At 65.6% G+C, this 18165-nt stretch carries 14 protein-coding genes; 5 read left to right on the top strand and 9 right to left on the bottom strand.

Going from position 1 to position 18165, the window contains the following annotated elements; genetic code table 11:
• Positions 1 to 42 precede the first annotated feature (42 nt).
• Positions 43 to 1542 carry a class I adenylate-forming enzyme family protein gene (locus ACZYY4_RS16795; protein ID WP_463811130.1) on the top strand — a complete coding sequence of 500 codons (1500 nt, stop codon included), beginning with the start codon at positions 43 to 45 and terminating at the stop codon, positions 1540 to 1542.
• A gap of 158 nt (positions 1543 to 1700) precedes the next feature.
• On the opposite strand, the gene ACZYY4_RS16790 is transcribed toward ACZYY4_RS16795, so the two are convergent.
• Positions 1701 to 2762: an acyl-CoA dehydrogenase family protein gene (locus ACZYY4_RS16790; RefSeq protein WP_463811129.1), complete on the bottom strand. Its 1062-nt coding sequence runs from the start codon at positions 2760 to 2762 to the stop codon at positions 1701 to 1703.
• Positions 2763 to 4010: an acyl-CoA dehydrogenase family protein gene (locus ACZYY4_RS16785; RefSeq protein WP_463811128.1), complete on the bottom strand. Its 1248-nt coding sequence runs from the start codon at positions 4008 to 4010 to the stop codon at positions 2763 to 2765.
• A gap of 54 nt (positions 4011 to 4064) precedes the next feature.
• Between ACZYY4_RS16785 and ACZYY4_RS16780 the strand changes: the two genes are divergently transcribed.
• The 4 genes from ACZYY4_RS16780 (at position 4065) to ACZYY4_RS16765 (ending at position 9431) form a co-directional block, all read left to right on the top strand.
• A complete protein-coding gene (locus ACZYY4_RS16780) occupies positions 4065 to 5045 on the top strand; it encodes an acyl-CoA dehydrogenase family protein (RefSeq protein ID WP_463811127.1) in 981 nt (326 codons plus the stop codon).
• Between the two features lie 27 nt (positions 5046 to 5072).
• The gene (locus ACZYY4_RS16775; protein WP_463811126.1) at positions 5073 to 5687 is read left to right on the top strand and encodes a TetR/AcrR family transcriptional regulator; all 615 of its coding nucleotides are present in this window, start codon (positions 5073 to 5075) and stop codon (positions 5685 to 5687) included.
• 205 nt (positions 5688 to 5892) lie between these two features.
• Positions 5893 to 6816, top strand: a complete 924-nt coding sequence (locus ACZYY4_RS16770) for a hypothetical protein (RefSeq protein ID WP_463811125.1) — start codon at positions 5893 to 5895, stop codon at positions 6814 to 6816.
• Complete coding sequence (locus ACZYY4_RS16765) at positions 6816 to 9431, top strand: NAD-dependent epimerase/dehydratase family protein (RefSeq protein ID WP_463811124.1); 2616 nt, start codon at positions 6816 to 6818, stop codon at positions 9429 to 9431. Before ACZYY4_RS16770 ends, ACZYY4_RS16765 begins: the two co-directional genes overlap by 1 nt.
• Positions 9432 to 9500: 69 nt before the next feature.
• Here the strand turns inward: ACZYY4_RS16765 and ACZYY4_RS16760 are convergent, their stop codons facing one another.
• The 7 genes from ACZYY4_RS16760 to ACZYY4_RS16730 are packed head-to-tail and all read right to left on the bottom strand — an operon-like array spanning position 9501 to position 18165.
• The gene (locus tag ACZYY4_RS16760) at positions 9501 to 10334 is read right to left on the bottom strand and encodes an SDR family NAD(P)-dependent oxidoreductase (RefSeq protein ID WP_463811123.1); all 834 of its coding nucleotides are present in this window, start codon (positions 10332 to 10334) and stop codon (positions 9501 to 9503) included.
• Positions 10335 to 10347: 13 nt separating this feature from the next.
• Positions 10348 to 11505, bottom strand: a complete 1158-nt coding sequence (locus tag ACZYY4_RS16755) for an acyl-CoA dehydrogenase family protein (protein ID WP_463811122.1) — start codon at positions 11503 to 11505, stop codon at positions 10348 to 10350.
• A 27-nt stretch (positions 11506 to 11532) separates the two neighbouring features.
• On the bottom strand, positions 11533 to 12324 hold the full coding sequence (locus ACZYY4_RS16750; RefSeq protein WP_463811121.1) for an SDR family oxidoreductase: 792 nt from the start codon (positions 12322 to 12324) through the stop codon (positions 11533 to 11535).
• Entirely contained in the window at positions 12321 to 13196 is an 876-nt protein-coding gene (locus tag ACZYY4_RS16745) for an enoyl-CoA hydratase/isomerase family protein (RefSeq protein ID WP_463811120.1), read from the bottom strand. Before ACZYY4_RS16745 ends, ACZYY4_RS16750 begins: the two co-directional genes overlap by 4 nt.
• A gap of 51 nt (positions 13197 to 13247) precedes the next feature.
• Entirely contained in the window at positions 13248 to 14402 is a 1155-nt protein-coding gene (locus tag ACZYY4_RS16740; protein ID WP_463811119.1) for an acyl-CoA dehydrogenase family protein, read from the bottom strand.
• Positions 14402 to 16195 carry an acyclic terpene utilization AtuA family protein gene (locus ACZYY4_RS16735; protein WP_463811118.1) on the bottom strand — a complete coding sequence of 598 codons (1794 nt, stop codon included), beginning with the start codon at positions 16193 to 16195 and terminating at the stop codon, positions 14402 to 14404. The genes ACZYY4_RS16740 and ACZYY4_RS16735 overlap by 1 nt, the downstream gene beginning before the upstream one ends.
• On the bottom strand, positions 16192 to 18165 hold the full coding sequence (locus ACZYY4_RS16730; RefSeq protein WP_463811117.1) for an acetyl/propionyl/methylcrotonyl-CoA carboxylase subunit alpha: 1974 nt from the start codon (positions 18163 to 18165) through the stop codon (positions 16192 to 16194). Before ACZYY4_RS16730 ends, ACZYY4_RS16735 begins: the two co-directional genes overlap by 4 nt.

Raw genomic sequence — 18165 nt, 5'->3', positions numbered from 1 at the left:
GGTGGCCGGTCGGCGCCCGCGCATGCACGAAAGGGTGGACGGTTGACTCTCTCGCTCCTGCTCGAGATGGCCTCGGGTGATGCCGACCGGATCGCCGTCGTCGATGGTCAGCATCGATGGTCGGCTGGTCAGCTCGGTGCCCTCGCCGGGGGTGGCGCCGGGGTGATCGCCGCAAGTGGTGCCCGCACCCTGGTGTACATCGGGGTCGGCGGTGCCATGCTGCCGGCACTGCTGTTCTCGGCCGCGCTGGCAGCGGTTCCGTTCTGCCCGTTGAACTATCGGCTGGGCGCCGACGGTCTCGATGGCCTGCTGGCGCGGCTGCCGGCACCACTGGTGGTCGCCGACCCGCAGTATCGCGATGCGGTCGATGCAGCATCGGCGGTCGAGGTCGTCGACAGCGCCGAATTCCTGCGCCGTGCTGAGAAGGCCGACCACGTGGACGCGGTGGCCGACAGCGATGACGTCGGGGTCGTCCTCTTCACGTCGGGGACCACCGCTCGACCCAAGGCAGTCGAGCTGACCCACGACAACCTGTTCAGTTATGTCACCGGCACTGTCGAATTCGATTCGGCGGAACCGGAAGACGCTGCACTCGTGTGTGTGCCGCCCTATCACATCGCCGGTGTCGGGGCGGTGTTGTCGAACCTGTACGCCGGGCGCCGGTTGGTCTATCTGCCGACCTTCGATCCGGCCGCGTGGATCGAGCTGATCGACACCGAGCAGGTCACTTCGGCGACGGTGGTACCGACCATGCTCGACCGCATCGTGTCGGTGCTGCAACGGCAGCCTGCACCCCTGAGCTCGCTGTGCACCCTCGCCTACGGCGGCTCGCGGGTTCCGCTACCCCTGGTGCGAAAGGCACTGGCGCTGTTACCTCATGTCGGCTTCGTCAACGCATACGGGCTGACCGAGACCAGTTCGACGGTCGCGATCCTGACGCCCGAGGACCATTGGGCCGCGCTCGATGCCGACGATACGGTCGCGGTGCACAGACTCGGCTCGGTGGGGCGCCCGGTACCGGGGATCGAGGTGCAGATCCGTGACGAACAAGGGCAGGTCCTGGCTGCCGACGGCACAGGTGAGCTGTACCTGCGCGGACCGCAGGTGTCGGGCCGCTACGCCGAGATCGGATCGGTGCTGGACGCCGAAGGATGGTTCCCCACCAAGGATCTGGCGACCATAGACGACGGCGGCTACCTGTTCGTGCACGGCCGCAGCGACGACACCATCATCCGGGGCGGGGAGAACATCGCTCCCGGCGAGCTGGAGGACGTCCTGGTCGAACACCCTTCGGTCCACCAGGTCGCCGTGGTGGGTGCCGACGACCCCGGATGGGGCCAGATCATCGTGGCCGTGGTGGTGGCCGAACCGGATACCGACCCGGCCGTCGAGGAACTGCGTGACTGGGTCCGTGCCCGGTTGCGTGGTTCGCGGACGCCCGACCGCGTGGTGTTCCGCACCGAACTTCCGGTGTCGCCGACCGGCAAGATTTTGCGGCGCGAATTGGCGCGCGAACTCAACGAGGGCTCTGCCGTCCCCTGATCTGGAGGTCGATGTGTCGAATTCGGGTGCAGCTGTGCCCACGCTGTTGATCGATTACGGCGGGGTGCTGACCTCGCCGGTACCCGCCGCATTTGCCAACGTTTGCGCGTTGTTCGGCGTTGACCTCAACAGGTTCATGGCAGCGCCAACCACCTGCGTCATGAGTCGAGCAGACTCTCGGCGATGTGCGCCCGGTGCTCGGCGGGCGAACCGTAGGTGACCTCCAGCGCCTTGGCTCGGCGCAGGTACAGGTGCAGGTCGCATTCCCACGTCACGCCTATACCACCGTGCAGCTGAACCGCGCTGCTGACGACCTCGATGGCCGATCCGGTTGCCACGGCCTGCGCCAGTGATGCGGTCCGGCCGGCGCGTCCTTCTTCGGCCAGCGCCCAGGCGGCGGCATAGACCGCCGATCGGGAATTCTCGACCGCCACCAGCATGTCCGCGAGGCGGTGTTTGACCGCCTGGAACGTGCCGATCGGCAGCCCGAACTGGTGACGTTCGGTGGTATACCGTGCAGTGATGTCAAGCGCCGTCGATGCGGCGCCAACAGCTTCGGCTGCGGCGAGTGTCCACAGGAGTTCGTTTGGGCGGCCGAGTGTCTCGTCGACGGCCAGCAGTTCGGCCGCCGCGCCGGAGAATTCGATGGCCGCCGCCGGTCGGGTGCGGTCGACGGTGGCCAGTGCGGTGACCGCAGCGCCGTCGCTGACCAACCAGCGCACCTGCTCGTCGATGACCGCCGAAACCACCAAGACGTTTGTCGCGGCGGCGTTGGGGATCAGTGGCAGTCGGCCATCGAGTCGCCAACCGTTACCGTCGGTACGGGCATTGATACGGGCCAGATTGGCCTTGGTGGGCAGCACGATCCCGGCGACCTGCTCGGCACGATTGAGCGGGACCAGAAGCCTTTTGCATTGATCGTCGGAGCCCAGTCGCGCGATGGTATCGGCAGCGGCGGTGTGTTCACTGAAGGGGATAGCGCCTGCGACACGACCCAGTTCTTCGGCGATCAGTACTTGCTCGACCGGTCCGGCGCCGCCCCCCTCGTACACTTCGGGTGCGCCGACCCCCAGCAGTCCGGAAGTGCCGAACGCCGACCACAGCCGGCCATCGATGGTGATATCGGTGTCGTAGACCGTCCGGGCGTCGCCCTCCCGTGTGCAGACGTCGTGCAGCAGGCTGCGCAGGGCCTCGTGTTCGTCGGTGAACTCAAACTTCATCTATGCATCGGCCCATGGATCTCGGGGCTGGCCGAGAATGCGCTCGGCCAGCACGTTACGTTGAATTTCGGAAGTGCCGCCACCGATGGTCGACGCGCGGGTGCGCAGCCAGCCAAGCGCCCACTTGCCCTTGTGGGGCGCGCTGTCGGCACCACGATCGAGGATGGCGAATTCGCCGCCCAGATCGAGAGCGAGTTCGTGCAGACTCTGCTCGGTGTGCTGACCGAACAGCTTCGACATCGCCCCTTCGGGCCCGGGCTCTCGGCCGGAGAGCACCTTGGCCAGGTTGCGCATGCCGTTGAGTCGCACCAGTTCGACGTCGATCCACCCTTGGGCGATGCGGTCGCGCAGATGTGGATTGTCGGCGGCGCGCACACCGAACGGATCGGGTGTTTTCGCCATCGAGATCGTCTTGCGCAGCGTGGCGGTCAGCGCCATCTGCTGACCCATGAACAAGATCGCGCGTTCGTTGGCCAACGTGGTGCGGGTGACGTTCCAGCCGTCGTTGAGTCGGCCGACCACGTTGGTCAGCGGCACCCGGACATCGTCGAGGAAGACCTCGTTGAACTCGGCATCGCCGGAGATCTGGCGGATTGGCCGCACATCGACACCCGGTGCGTGCATCGGCACCAGCACGAAGCTGATGCCCTGGCGCTTTGGCGCGTCGGGATCGGTGCGTACCAGCGCGAACATCCAGTCGGCGACCTGGGCTCCGGAGGTCCAGATCTTCTGACCGGAGATGACCAGCTCGTCGCCGTCGATCTCACCTCGGGTACTCAGCGAGGCCAGGTCCGACCCTGCGCCGGGCTCGGAGAATCCTTGACACCACACCTCGCTGGCGTCGAGCATCGGGGGCAGGAAGCGTTGCTGTTGTTCGGGAGTGCCATGAGCGATCAGAGTGGGACCGCAGAGGTTGAGCCCGATGCGCCCGGCAAGCGGTGGTACCCGACGCTCGGCCGAGATCAAGTAGTAGAGCAGTTGCTGGCGGGCGGTGGCCGATCGGCCACCGAACTCCGGTGGCCAGTGGATTGCGGCCCATCGTCCCTTAGACATCTGCGCCTGCCACTTGCGGGCCAGGGCGTGTTTGTCCGCGGCGGATGTCGCCGTCGCGTAATCGGCATGTATCGCCGGGAGATTCGCGTCCAGCCAGCTCGACCATGCCGCACCGAAGGCGGCGTCAGCCTCGGACAAGTCGATGTCGAGTTCGTCGAGGCCGGTGGGAGACGGCGCCCCGGTGTCATGCTGCACATGAATACTATAACCTGGTTGTCACATTGTTCGTGTAGTGGCTTGGAGTGAGCCTTGTTCGATGAACGTTGGCCGGAAGAGGCCGAGGAACTTGCGGATGCGCTGGACGGCATCCTGGCCAGGTACTGCTCGCCAGATGCGCTTCGGGTGATGGAGGGCGAGGGGGCCGAATCTGTCGACCGTCGCGATGATCTCAGTCGGGCGTTGCGTGAGTTCGGATTGGGGGACTTGCCGCACGAGCCTATTCTGCTGGCCAGGGCAGCGGCATGCCTAGGTGCTCGCTTGGCGCCGGTACCGTTCGTATCATCGACGGCGGCGCGGGTGGTGCTCGGCGAGGCGGATGTAGCCAATGGCGTTGATCGGGAGACGGTTCCGGTCGGATTGCCGCGAATCGCGGTGGCCGCCGGCGCGCGGATCGCCATCGGCGAGGCGTCGAACGACGTGAGGCGCAGCGCCGGCGGAGAACTCGTGGTGGTGGTCGGTGAGGTCGCTGGTGCAGAGGTGGAAGGGGACCTGGATGCGGTGCGCTCCTGGGGGTTTCTACTCGAAGCCGCGCAGTTGGTCGGGGCTGCGCAGGCGCTGATCCGTTACGGAGTCGGGTATGTGTCCGAGCGCCGTCAGTTCGGTGTTCCGATCGGCAGCTTCCAGGGGGTGGCTCATCCGCTCGCCGAGGCCGCGACGGCGGTACAAGCCGCCGATCTGCTGACCCGGCATGCCGCCTACCTAGCCGATTGTGATGGCGCGGTCCCGTTGTTCGGGGCCGCGATGGCGGCGGCTAAGGCGCGGTCGGCGTCGCGGCAAGCTGCCAGCATCGTGCACCAAGCGCTTGGCGGGTATGGGTTCACCGTTGAGGCCGACTGCCAACTGTATTCGCGCCGGATCCGGGCGTGGAGTGCGGCTATGGGCGATCCGATGCCAACCTTGGGTGCGATGGCCCGAACGCTGGCCGACCCGGCGACTCGTTCAGAGGTTTCTGACCTGTGGCAGTTCGATCGTGGATTCGAGCTGCCGCGCTGGGCCAGAGAAGCGCGCTGACTTGTAGTGGCATGTAACAATCCCGGCGTGACGGTACGTCGAACGTCGAGTGCGGGTCGGGGCCGACCGCGTGATCCCGACCTGGATCCGCGGGTTCTGGATGCTGCCTTGCGCGTGTACGCCGCCCACGGCAAGGCGGGTTTCACCGTCGATCTGGTGGCCAAGACCGCCTGCTGCAGCCGACCTGCGGTGTATGCGCGTTGGCCCACAAAGGAAGATCTGCTGCTGGCTGCTGTGCAGACCTTCGATGCCGGTCTCGAGGTGGCCGACGAGGGGAGTGCCCGCGATCAGCTGGTCTCAGTGACTCAGCAGATGCTCGAAGGATTCTCCAGCGTCCACGGCATAGCGACGTTCCGCATCGTGCTCGACAGTCGCGACGACCAAGTGTTGCGACGGGAATGGGAGAAGATCAACACCGTTCGGCTGCAGAGCGCCACCGAGGTTCTCAAACGTGGAGTGGCGCGAGGGGAGTGGCGTGCCGATGTCGCGTCGGCCGAATTCCTCCGCAGCCTGACCGGCGCCACCATGCTGGAGGGCATCTATACGCACATGGCGTTCCCGGAGCGGTTGACCGACGCTGGGGCCGATGCTCGCCGGCTTGTCGACTTCCTTTTGGACGGCCGGTTACTCGCGGCCGATTGAGACTCTTGCTGCTATGTGGGGATGCGGTGTAGCTTCAGGACAATCAATTAACTGCAATGACTGTAGTTAAATACTTGACTGGGCCGCAGAGCGTTCCCAATCCCCTGAGAGGACGTCGCCGATGACGCAAGACTTCCCCCGCCGTGCAGATTTCGACCATCAGCCCCTGGTCGGATTCTTCCGCCCGGAAGCCGACCAGCACCTGTTGCACAAGTCCTACTTTGGCCTGCCGCTGGAGGGCACCTACTTCTACGGGATCATGCGTACCGACGACGGCGAAGAATTTGCCTTCATCCGTAAGGCGATCACGTACACCACTCGCGACATCTCGATCATGGCGGCCGATGACACCGGACTGCGCGTGCACCCGGCCAGTGCCCAGGGGGCCAAGGGGTGCAAGGTCGAACGCGGCTACGTCGATGGCCGGGAGACCTTCGTGGGCGGCTCGTCGCGTGGCGCGAATTTCGAAGTGCAGCTAGGTGATCACGACTTCCTGTGGCGTGAGCATGGCCTCGAGGGGCCCCTGCTGAACATCAGCGGTACCCTGGCCGCCCCGGGCTTCCAGGTCTACGTGCCGTGGCGTACCGCAGAGGGCGAAGGCGGCGTGCCCGGCGAGTCGGGCGCGTGCTTCTACACCTCCACGCCGTACCTGGCCGAGGGCACCATGCTCGGCAAGCGGGTCACCGGCTTTTTCGCCGTCGACCACAGTTATCTGCCAAACGGTGTCGGCTGGAACAACAGCGCCATCTGGATGCGCCTGCAGGGCGGCTGGAATGTCTTCGCGAACGAATACGATGACGGCTCTATCGAATGGGGGCACATGAGTATCGGCGCCGATCGTTTCCGGTTCGTGGCGGTGTCCTCGGCCGATGCGGTTCTGGTGAATTCAGCGTCTGTGCAGGAGGCGATCGAGTGGCGCGACGAGGAATTCGTGGATCGGATCACCTTCGATGTCGGCGATGGACGACCCTGGGAGTTCGTCACCGATCCGAACGGCAAGATGGTTGACTTCTCGGCCGCTCGCCCGGGATGGTCCGGCCACACCGGCGTGATCCGCCGGGTCGGCGAGACCCGGAAACTTAAGCGGCACTGGGCCTGGCAGGAAGTTTTTCCGGAGCGGGTCCGCTGATGCGGGTCCTCGTCACCGGGGCCAGCGGGGTCTTCGGCCGCGTCATCTGTCGTGACCTGGTGCGCCAGGGCGCCGACGTGGTGGCGCTGGCGCGGCGAACCGTTGATATTCCGGGAGTGAATTCCATCAGCGGTGACATCCGCGATATCGAGGCCGTTGAACGTGCCATGCAGGGCTGTGAACGGGTGATACACCTGGCCTTCCTGCTCGCACCGCTGCGGTCATCGACGGGAGTGGAGGACATCAACATCGGTGGTACGCGAAACGTGCTGCGTGCCATGGAATCTACGGGCGCTAACCACCTGGTCTTCACCTCCTCGACCCTGGCCTACGGACCCTGGCCGGACAACCCTGAGGTGATTCCCGAGGAGCATCCACTGCGTCCGCACCCGGATGTGCTCTACGCGCGGCACAAGGCGCAATGTGAGGAGCTCATCACGCAGTCCGGCATCCCGTCGGTGATCACCCGAACGTGTGTGGTGGCCGGCCGGGACATGGACAATTACGAGTTCCGATTCCTGGCGCACCCGATGTTGGTCGCGCCCACCGGGGTGATGCGTCCCTGGCAGTTCCTGCATACCGATGACGTCGGCCGTTTCCACGCCCAGGCCACGCTCGGCGACCGCACCGGAATCGTCAACGTAGGTCCGCTTGATACCGGGCTCACGATCGAAGAAATCGCCGAAATACTGGGCAAGCCGCTGATCAAATTGCCCTTCAAGGCACTGCGTTCGGGCGCGGGTATGGCTTGGCGTGCTGACCTGCTCGAGCTGAGCCCGGCCGATCTGGACGGGTTCCGGTACATGCCGACGCTGGACACCAGGCGGATGGCCGGTGAGTGGGGGTACACGCCGGTGTACGACTCGGGGTCGGCGCTAGCCGATGCACGCGCGGGAGTGCGGGCGGTGACCTATCTCGGTACCGCGAAGGTCCCCATCCCATGGCGTACGCCGGCTCCCGATCACCGGTGGACGCGCGATCACCTTCCGCCGGAGGAACATCGCGTCGACCCGGCGCCTGCCGGGCTGCGCGGAGAATTCGATGATTTCATCGACGATCGCTTTCCCACGCTGACGACGGCGAACGTGGGGGAGGCATTCGGTGGCACACTCACCCCGATGTCACTGTTGGTAGGCCGCGATGCGTTACGGTTGGCTGGGGCCATCCAGGTCGAGGTGCTCGGGATGCGCGACGCTGATGTTATTGCGGCCCAACGTACATTGGGTATCTCATCGGTCGGGCACCGGCTATACACCAACCTCTCGGTGGTGCACGCCATGGCCGCGGCGATGCCGGGCACCAATGCTCGGGACGTCGACGAGCACATCCTGGGCATTGCCCATGTCCCGGAGACCACCGATAAGCGCGTCTCGGTGCTGACCTCGGTGCGTTCGGTGCTGGGTATGCCCACTGCGGTGTTGCGGATGGCCGGCAGCGGGCGCAGAATCGCCGACATCGATGCGCGCCTGCTCGCCATGAATGTCACCGACGCGGCCCTGCTGGAGCTGGATCGCAACGCCTTGTTGACGCTGATCGATTCGGTGCGCGAACTCACGCTCGATTCTTGGGCGTACAGCACGACCACCAACCTCGTCGCCTCAGCCGCCCAGGCACTGGTACGCAAAGTCTCGCCCAATCTCGGTCTGGGCGCGATGCGCGGTGGGGCAGAAGGTTTGGCCAGTGCCTCGCTGCTCTTCGGCGTCCGTCATCTGGCCGATCTTGCACAGGCACAACCACGCACCGCGAGAATCTTGCGCGACGAACCGTCCGAGGGTCTGCTCAAGCGGCTCGACGACCTCGACCCGATGTTCGCCGCGGCCTTCTGGAAGCTGATCGCCGAGGCCGGCCATCGAGGCCCCGGTGAGACCGAGCTCGCGAACCCGATGTACGGCGACCGCCCGGCGCAACTGATCGACGTGATTCGGATGGCCCTTGATGTTCCGGCCCGCACCGCAGCCACCGCGACCGCGCTCTCCGGGGCATCGAAGCGTGCGGTGGGCATGCTCAACGCCGCGGTACGCAGGCGTGAGCGCTCGAAGGACGTCACGATGCGCAGCACCCACCTGCTCCGGCGGGCCCTGCGTGAGGTGGGACGCCGCCAGGTCGACGCGGGAGTATTCGACGAGATCGGCGACGTCTTCTATCTGACACCAGAAGAGATCGCGGCTCCTGCGCTGTTCGCCGACCGGATTGCCGGCCGCCGAGCTGAGCGGAAGCGGTTGGCCGGGCTGCACTTGCCGCCGATGTTCACCAGGCACTGGGAGCCGCTGAATTCGGTTGCTTCCACCCACATCGACATCTTGCACGGTGTGGGCGCTTCGCCCGGGCGAGTGCGCGGACCTGTCCGTGTGGTGGCGTCGGCCGAGGATATCGACGATATCGAGCCCGACACCATCCTGGTGGTCCGGGTCACCGATGTGGGATGGACGCCGCTGTTTGGGTGCGTTGCCGCGGTCATCACCGATGTGGGTGGTCTGCACTCGCACGCGGCGATCGTGGCCCGTGAATTCGGCGTGCCCTGTGTGGTGGGAACCAACAGCGCGACGCTCGACTTGCACGACGGGGACCTAGTCGAGGTCGACGGCACACGCGGCACGGTCACCCGGGTCGGGTAGTTGTCACAAAATTCGCGTGCTCATCGGCGACCGGTCGGGACGGGCGATAGCAGGGGCGCTATCCCCCCGTCAGAGGTACTCGGACCCACCGTCGACATTGAGCAGCACACCGTTGATGTAACTGGCTCGCTGCGACACCAGGAAGGTGATGGCGTCGGCGATATCGTCGGGCACGCCGAGCCGGGTGCCCCAGGTGGCCTGATGCCAGCGCGCATTGGCGTCGGCGAAGTAATCGTCCTCGTCACCGCCGGTGTTGGCCATCCAGTGCCGGCGCTTCTCGGCGATCTGCTCGTTGACGATCATGCCCGGCAGCACCGCATTGGCGCGGATGCCCTGCGGGCCATATTCGCGGGCGAGGTTTTTGGTGAAATGGGCCAGGGCCGCTTTCTGTGCCGAATAGTGCGCGATCCGCGGGACGAAATGCCGCATCGACATGGCCGAGGTGGTCACGATGGACCCACCGCCCGATCGCAGCATCAGCGGTACCCCGGCGCGGCAGGCGCGCACCGAGGTCATCAGTACCGACTGATACGAGCGGTCCCACCAGTCGTCCGGCTCGGTGACCGATTCCCCGAGTTCGCACAGCCCCACGGTATTGACCAGGATGTCGAGCCGGCCGTGCTGGTCGGCGATGGCCGCGATCAGGTGCTCGGCCTGGCCGGCCTCGGTGAGGTCGGCGGGGATCGCCGACGTCGATGTCGCGCCGGCAGCGCGGGCATCGGCCGCCACGGCCTCCAGGGCGGGCTTGGCGGTGTAGCTGTAGTGTTCGTCGCCCTCCACGTGGCCGCGTGAGCACACGATCAAGTGCACACCTTCACCGGCGAGCCGCATAGCGGTGGCTCGCCCCATGCCCTGAGTAGCGCCCAGAACCAGTGCAACCTTGCCCTTCAAACCGAGATCCATCCCAAGCGTCCCCTCAGCCCCGAGGCAGTCCGAGCCAACGTTGGGCGATGATGTTGCGTTGAATTTCGCTGGTACCGCCGATGATCGACAAGACCGTGGACGCCCGCAGAAAATGCTCGGCGTCCTCAGCCAGCCGGTCGCCGCTGTCCATGGTGTATGCGTCCGGTCCAAGAGCATCGACCAGCCACTGCGCCACCCGTTGCGCGGCGGCCGGTCCGTGCAGCTTGCTCATCGATGCTTCGCCGCTGGCCGATTCATCGCGCTCGCCCAAGGCCACCACCTGTTGACCAAGGAGGCGTTCGGCCTGCAGTTCCATGACGAACTCGCCGATCTGCCGGTACTCGGCCTCGTCCAGTTCGATACCACGCTCGCCGATGCGGTGCAGATAACGGGCCAGCAACAGCCGGGCCTCGCGCCCGCCGAAGCTCATCGATCGCTCCATGTCCAGTGCCCGAGACATCATCGACCAGGCCTGGCCCTCTTCGCCGATGAGGTTGTGGGCCGGCACAATCGCTTCGTCGAAAAAGCATGCGTTGACCCGCCATCCGCCCATCACCCGTACGGGTTGGATGGTCACACCCGGGGCATGCGCGTCGATCATCAGCAGCGACAGCCCTCTATGCCGGGTGCTGTCCGGGTCGGTTCGGACCAGGGTGAAGATCCAATCGGCGAGGTGCGCGCCCGAGGTCCACATCTTCTGCCCGCTGACGATGAAGTCACCGCTGTCGTTGCGGGTGGCCTTCGTGCGCAGGGCCAGCATGTCACTGCCCGCTTCGGGCTCGCTGTAGCCGCCCGCATAGTTCCAAGAGGCGTCGAGGACATGCGGAAGATGTTCGCCGGCGAGTTCATCGGGCCCGAAAGTAGCCAGCATCCAGCCGACGGCCTCGGCCTGCTCCAAGCCGTAGGTGGGCAATCCGGCTGAGTCCATCTCCTCGTGGGCGATGAAACGGTCGGTCTGGGTGGCGGGCCGGCCGTGGGGCTCCGGCCAGCCCAATCCGATGACATCCTGACGCACTAGCCAGGGGTGGAACGCGGTCGGCGCCTGGCGGTCACTCTCCAGTTCGGTCATCTCCGCATGTATCGCGGCCATGTCTTCGGTGCTGAATTCGTCGATATGCAAGCGCAAATCGTCGCGTCGTCGGGATTCGGACTCGTCGAGACGGAAGCGCATGGGACTACCTTTCCTATCCGTCGGCGCTCAGGCCAGCAGGCTGTAACCGCCGTCGACCGGGATGGTCAGTCCGGTGACGAACTGGAAGTCGCTGGACAACAACGAGACGATGACCGACGCGAGCTCATCGGGATGCCCCAACCGTCGCAGCGGGGTCTTCTGTGCCACCGCCGCCTGCATATCGGCTACCCCGGCGATGATGTCCTCGCCGCCGTGGCCAGGATTGTCTACCAGAGACGGAGAGATCCCATTGACACGAACACCTTTGGGGCCCAGTTCGGCGCCGAAGTAGCGCACCAGGTTTTCCATCGCGGCCTTAGCTGGGCCGATGGCCCCGTAGTAGCGGGCGTAGTGGTTGGCGCCGAGGCTGCTGACCGCGACAACCGAGCCACCGTCCTTCTCCAGCTCGGGCAACGCGGTGCGGATCGCTTCCCACAGGCCCCACACCTGGACGTCGAAGACGCGGTCGTATTCCTCCCGGGTGACCTTCAGGGTGCGGCCGGCGATGATCGGCACCGCGGTGGTGACCAATCCACCCAGGCCTCCCAGCGTCTCGATTGCGGCGCCTACGAAGCCCGCGGCATCGGTACCCAGGTCGCCGCGTACCAGCACCGGTTCGGGGCCGCCGCTGGCGCGGGCCAGCGCCTGGGTCTGTTTGGCCGCGGCGTCGTTCTCGAGATATCCGATGGCGCAGTGGATTCCGGCCGCGGTCAGCTGGATCACCGTCGACCGTCCGATTCCCCGGCTACCACCGATGACGAAGACCTTGTCCGGCAAGGTGCGCGAGTGGGCTCTTTGGCTCGCCGTCTCAGATGTCATTGTGCTGCGCTCCCGGTTCCGAAGTGTTCATCGCGCTTCTTGAAGGCTTGGCTGGTACCGCTCGTCTTACGCTCTTTGACGAAATTGAACTCATCAGGCTCGAACCGCAAGTTAGTACCGTAGCTATGGAACAGGTAAGCCGTCGTCTCTTCCAGGCCGAGCGCCGAGCTTGCCTCGACCAAACGGTAAGCCTCCTTGGCGATGGTGATGCCATCGGCCGGCATCTTGGCGACCTGGGCGGCCAACGCTTCAGTCTCGGCGGCCACGTCGACTTCGTCGACGAACCGGGTGAACAGCTTCATCGACTCGAATTCCTCGGCGGCGGCCATCCGGCCGGTCAGCATGAGGTCGCGCATGACGACGGGGCCAAGCCGATGCAGGAATAAAGCGACATTGCCCAGTACCGGGCCCAGGAAACGTGCTGCGGGCATACCGATCTTGGCCTGGCGGGATGCGACGACCAGGTCGGCAGAGAGCGCCAACTCGAAACCCAATCCCAGGGCGTAGGACTCGAGCTGCACGACAGTGACCTTGGGAAAGCCGATGAACTCGTGGAACATCCGCTGGCCCTTGCGATCGATGGTGAGCCGCCGCCGTTGGCTCGGCCGACGGTCATCCCCCGGCGTGCTGTACCAGCCATAGGCTCGGTTGAGGTCGACGCCGGTGGTGAAAACGCCACCCTCGCCCCGGATGATCACGACTTTGATGGCGTCGTCGTCAGCGACGTCATCGAGCAGGCGGCCCATCAGCTCGCAATCCTCGGGTGCCATCGCGTTCTTCTTCTCCGGATTGGAGATGGTGATCCTCGCGATGTGGGTCTCGTGGTCTTTTTCCAGCCGCACCCGTTCGGTTGTGGTCTCGGAGGTAGTCATCGTTGGCCTACTTTCTTTCGAAGTGACGGGGGTGTGGGTCTTTTGCGGTGTTTAGGAGAAGAACCGCTTGCTGGTGACGTCACGGGCGAGGACCCGCAGCATGACTTCGTCGGCACCACCGCCGATCGAGAGCAGACGGGAATCGCGGAAAAAGCGTGACGTCCAGGTCTCCGCCATATAGCCCATACCACCGTGATACTGCAGGCAGGTATCGGCCACTCGACGAATCAGCTTTCCAGTCAGCAGTTTTGCACTGCTGGTCCGGCGCGTGACATCGGTGCCGGCAACGATGAGTTCGGCACACGAGTAGGCGTACTGCTTGAGGGCGTCGACCTCACACGCCAGTTCGGCCAGGGTGTATTGCAGGTACTGGTTGTCGATCAGTTTGCCGCCGAATGCCGGACGGTCCTGCAGGTAGTCCACCGTCTGATCGATCGCGGTCTGCATCTGGCCGATGGCCTGGTAGACGGCGCTGATGCGTTCGGTCTGGAACTGCTCCATCTGCTGCTGGAAGCCGCGCCCGATTTCACCGATCGTGTTGCGCATCGGCACCCGCACGTTGTCGAAGGTGAGCTCGGCGGTGTCCGAGCACCAGTTGCCGAGCTTCTTCAGGGATCGGCTCACGGTCAGGCCGGGGCTGTTGTTCGGGACGATGACCTGGCTCATTCCGCGGTAGCCGCCTTCGTCGGACGTACGTACCAGCAGGCATAACCAGTCACCCTGGACACCGTTGGTGATATAGGTCTTGGCGCCGCTGATCAACCAATCATCGCCGTCGCGAACGGCTTTGGTGCGGATGCCCGCGACATCGGAGCCGGCGTCGGGTTCGGTCACCGCGATCGAGCAGACCAGTTCGCCGGCGATCGCCGGCGCGAGGAATTCACGCTTGAGTTCGTCGCTGCCGTGCGCATGCAGGGACGGCGTGGCCATGTTCGCCTGCACGTTGTACGCCATCGGGATTCCGTTACCAGATAGTCGGCCGAACTCCTCGCAGGCGATCACCGAAAACCAGTGATCGGCGCCCTCACCGCCGTAAGCGGGGTCGTACTCCAGGCCGAGCAGACCCAGCTTGGCAAATTCGGGGAAGATTTCATGGGCGGGGAACTGGCCGCGCTGCTCCCACTCTTCGTAATGCGGCTCGACGGTCTTGGCCAGCATCTCGCGGACACTGGCGCGGAACAGGTCGTGCTCTTCGGTGAATTGCATCAGGCCTCCGTGGAGATCAGGTCGGGCAGGAGTGCGGCAGGAACCGGTGTGCGGGCCGCGCGGAAACGTTCACCGAGACTCTTGGCCTGCGGGTCCTCGCGCAGCGAGGCGGCCACCCCGTTGCCCAGGAAACCGACCACGACGATATTCGCGGCGAGCAGGTTCGGCAGGGGGAAGACCTTCATCGGATGACCTTCGAATTCCGGGAAGAGCTGCGGGAGACGGGCGGGAGCGCTCAGGTAGTCGAGCAGTGGTAGGTGACGCGCGTCTCGGACCCACAGACCCAGATTCGCGTTGCCGCCCTTATCGCCCGAGCGGGCGCCCAGGTACTGCCCGATACGGATCTCGATGAGGTCCGTATCGGCGACATCGTCTTTCGCGGACGGTTCGCGGGGCTGATCGGTGATCAGTGATGCGGTGGCTTTGGGCTTGGCCACCACGAGCGACTTACCATCGAGCTGCACACGGGGGTGCAGGTGTCCCACGTCGATCAGCGTGGGCCATCCCACCATGAACGCGCTGGCCGCGCCCGGTGGCGCCGTCAGATACAGCCCCGGATAGCTGCCGAGAGCGGTAGCTACGACCGCCGACGAGAATTCGCGGCCGACCGCGTCGGCGTGCGGGTCGGCGACTGAGATCCGCAGGTAGCTTTGGTCGCCGGGGGCGTCAGAGTCCAGGCTCGCACCGACCACCTCGACCATCGACTCTGCAAAACGTTCGCGGCCACCTGGAATTTGCGCCCACACTGCCCGCTCGCCGAGCTCGGCCTTGGCATGCCGCTGGGCGCCGGTGATCGCCAGTGTCATCGCGTTTCGATAGCCGCCCGGGAAGGTGAGTAGCGCTTTCGCCTGCGCGGGCGCCAGCTCGCCGTGAGCGGCCGAGATTTGCACGCGGTCCGGGCCAAGCTGATTGAGCCGCACGCTGTCGAAACGGGCCACCACGTCGGGTACCGGGTAGCGTGGGCCGGCGATCTCGTAGAGCAGCTGTGCGGAGAGCGAGTCCAGCGACACCGCTCCGCCGGTGTTCGCAGGTTTGGTGATGACACTGCTGCCGTCGTGGGCTATCTCGGCGATCGGGAAGCCCGGCTCGGTCAGGTCGGCCACCTCGGTGAAGAACGCCAGGTTGCCCCCGGTGACCTGTGTGCCGCATTCGATCGCGTGACCGGCGATGGTCGCCCCGGCCAGCGCGTCGAAGTCATCGGGGGACCAGCCGTGCCACCAGGCCGCCGCCCCGGAGACAACTGCGGCATCGGCAACTCGACCGGTGATCACCACCTCGGCGCCCGCGGCCAGCCCGGCGGTGATGGCATGTCCACCGAGATAGGCATTGGCCGCTATCACCTCACCGGCATCGATACTCCAGGCCTGTCCGGTATCCAGGTGGCGAAGAACCTCACCGGCGGACCGCAATTCGTCGATTCGGTCCGTCAGGTTGTCACCGTCGACGACAGCCACCGCGATCGGCACACCCAGCCGCTCGGCGATGGCGCGCACGTGATCAGCGCAGCCCTGCGGGTCGATGCCGCCGGCGTTGGCCACCACCTTGATGCCGCGCCGCAGGCAGGTGCCCAACACCTGATCCATCTGGGTGATGAAGGTGCCGGCGTACCCGGCCCGGCCTCGACCGCGGCTCTTGGCCAGGATCGACATGGTGAGTTCGGCGAGCCAGTCGCCGGTCAGCACGTCGATCTGCTCGCCGCTGTCGAGCAGCTGCGCGGCCGCACCGATGCGGTCGCCGAAGAAGCCGGAACAGTTGGCGATCCGGACCGGACGGTCGGCCGTGCCGGTGATCATGACCGGTCCTCGAGCTCCACCAGAACCCGCCCGGCGGTGACGGACTGTCCGGCCTCGACCAGCACGCCGGTCACCACCGAATCCGCGGAGGCGCGGATTACGTGTTCCATCTTCATCGCCTCTACGACGACCAGTCGATCACCGGCCGAAACCTCTTGGCCGGCGGTGACATACACCGACAACACGGTGCCGGGCATCGGGGAGGTGGGGCCACCGACGATACTGTCGATGCTGGATTCGCTGAACCGCGGTGCGACGGTGAACGAGCTCTGACCGTCGGTTCCGTTGACCCACACCCGAGTTTGGGTATCGGAGTCGATATCGCCATCGGAGCGCACCCACTGATTACGGGCGATGCCGTCGACTTCGACCCGGTGGCGTTCACCGTCACTGGCCAGCGCGCGCACGGTGTGCTCGACGCCGTCGATGCGAAACAGGCCGAATATCTCGTCGCAACGCGCGGGCGGGCGGTAATCGACCTGGTAGTTGGCGCCGTGATCGTCGGTGACGGTCAACTGCACCGGCGGGCGCGCGGTGTTCGACCAGGCCGAGGGCAGCGCGAACCGGTCGGATTCGGCGTCGATCGAACTGATGACGGCGGCTGCCAGCGTATGCGGTGGAAGTGGTCGGGCAGCAGCCAGATCAGCGCGCTGTTCGAGCCAGTTGACCGTCACCTCGCCGCTGCGGTAATCGGCGTCAGACAGGACCGACCGCAGCGCAACCACATTGGTGGCCGGGCCGTGCAGCTCCAGGGCGGTCAACGCGGCGCGCAGCGTGTTGATGGCGTCCAGGCGGGTGCGGCCGGTGGCGATGATCTTGGTGATCATCGAGTCGTAGTAAGGGCTGACGGTGCTGCCCGAGGCAACGCCGTCCTCATAGCGCACCCCGTCATCGGCCGGATGCCAGTATCGGTCGATACGGCCGGTGCTGGGGAGCCAACCGGCGTGCGGATCCTCGGCGCACACTCGGGCCTGGATGGCATGGCCGGTGTAGGTGACATCGGCCTGAGTGATCGGCAACGGTGCACCCGCGGCGACATCGAGTTGCAGCGCAACCAGATCGAGCCCGGTGACCTGCTCGGTCACGGTGTGCTCGACCTGCAGTCGGGTGTTCATCTCCAGGAAGAAGAATTCGTCGCCCTGGACCAGGAATTCGCACGTGCCGGCGCCGACGTAGCCGATCTCGGCGGCCAGTCGCACGGCAGCCTCGGCCATCGCGGCGCGTAGCCCGGCCTCGACCAGCGACGCCGGGCATTCCTCCAGGAGCTTCTGGTGGCGGCGCTGCACCGAACACTCACGGTCGCCCAGATGCACGACGTTGCCGTGCGTGTCGCCGAAGATCTGGATCTCGATATGGCGGGGGTCGGCCAGGAACCGTTCGAGGAACACGGTCTCGTCGCCGAACGAAGTCCGGGCCTCACGCTGCGCGGAGGTCACCGCGGTGGCCAGTTCGTCGGGGGATTCGACCCGCCGGATGCCGCGGCCCCCGCCGCCGGCGCTCGCCTTGACCAGCAGCGGATAGCCCACCTGAGTGCCGAGTGCGTTCAGCTCGGTTGTCTCGTCGGTGATAACGGCGTCGGGCAGTACCGGTACCGATGCTTCACGCGCCAGTTGTTTTGCCTGCACCTTCGATCCCATGGTCGCGATGCAATTGGCGGACGGGCCCACGAAAGTCAAGCCCGCTGCGGCAACGGCATCGGCGAACTCGGCGCTCTCGGCCAGGAAGCCATATCCGGGGTGAATGGCATCGCAGTCGGTGCGACGGGCGGCGTCGAGCACCGCCGCGATGTTCAGGTAGGTGTCGGTCGCCGACACGCCGGGCAACGACACGGCCTCATCGACATCATCGAGATAGGGCAGTGCCGCATCGGGATCGGAATACAACCCCACGGTGTGAATACCGCGGGCACGCGCGGCGCGGGCCACCCGGCTGGCAACCTCGGCGCGGTTGGCGATCAACAGTCGATGCAC

The organism is Mycobacterium sp. IDUB_21, assembly GCF_055419425.1.
This window is presented reverse-complemented; position numbering and strand designations above follow the sequence as displayed.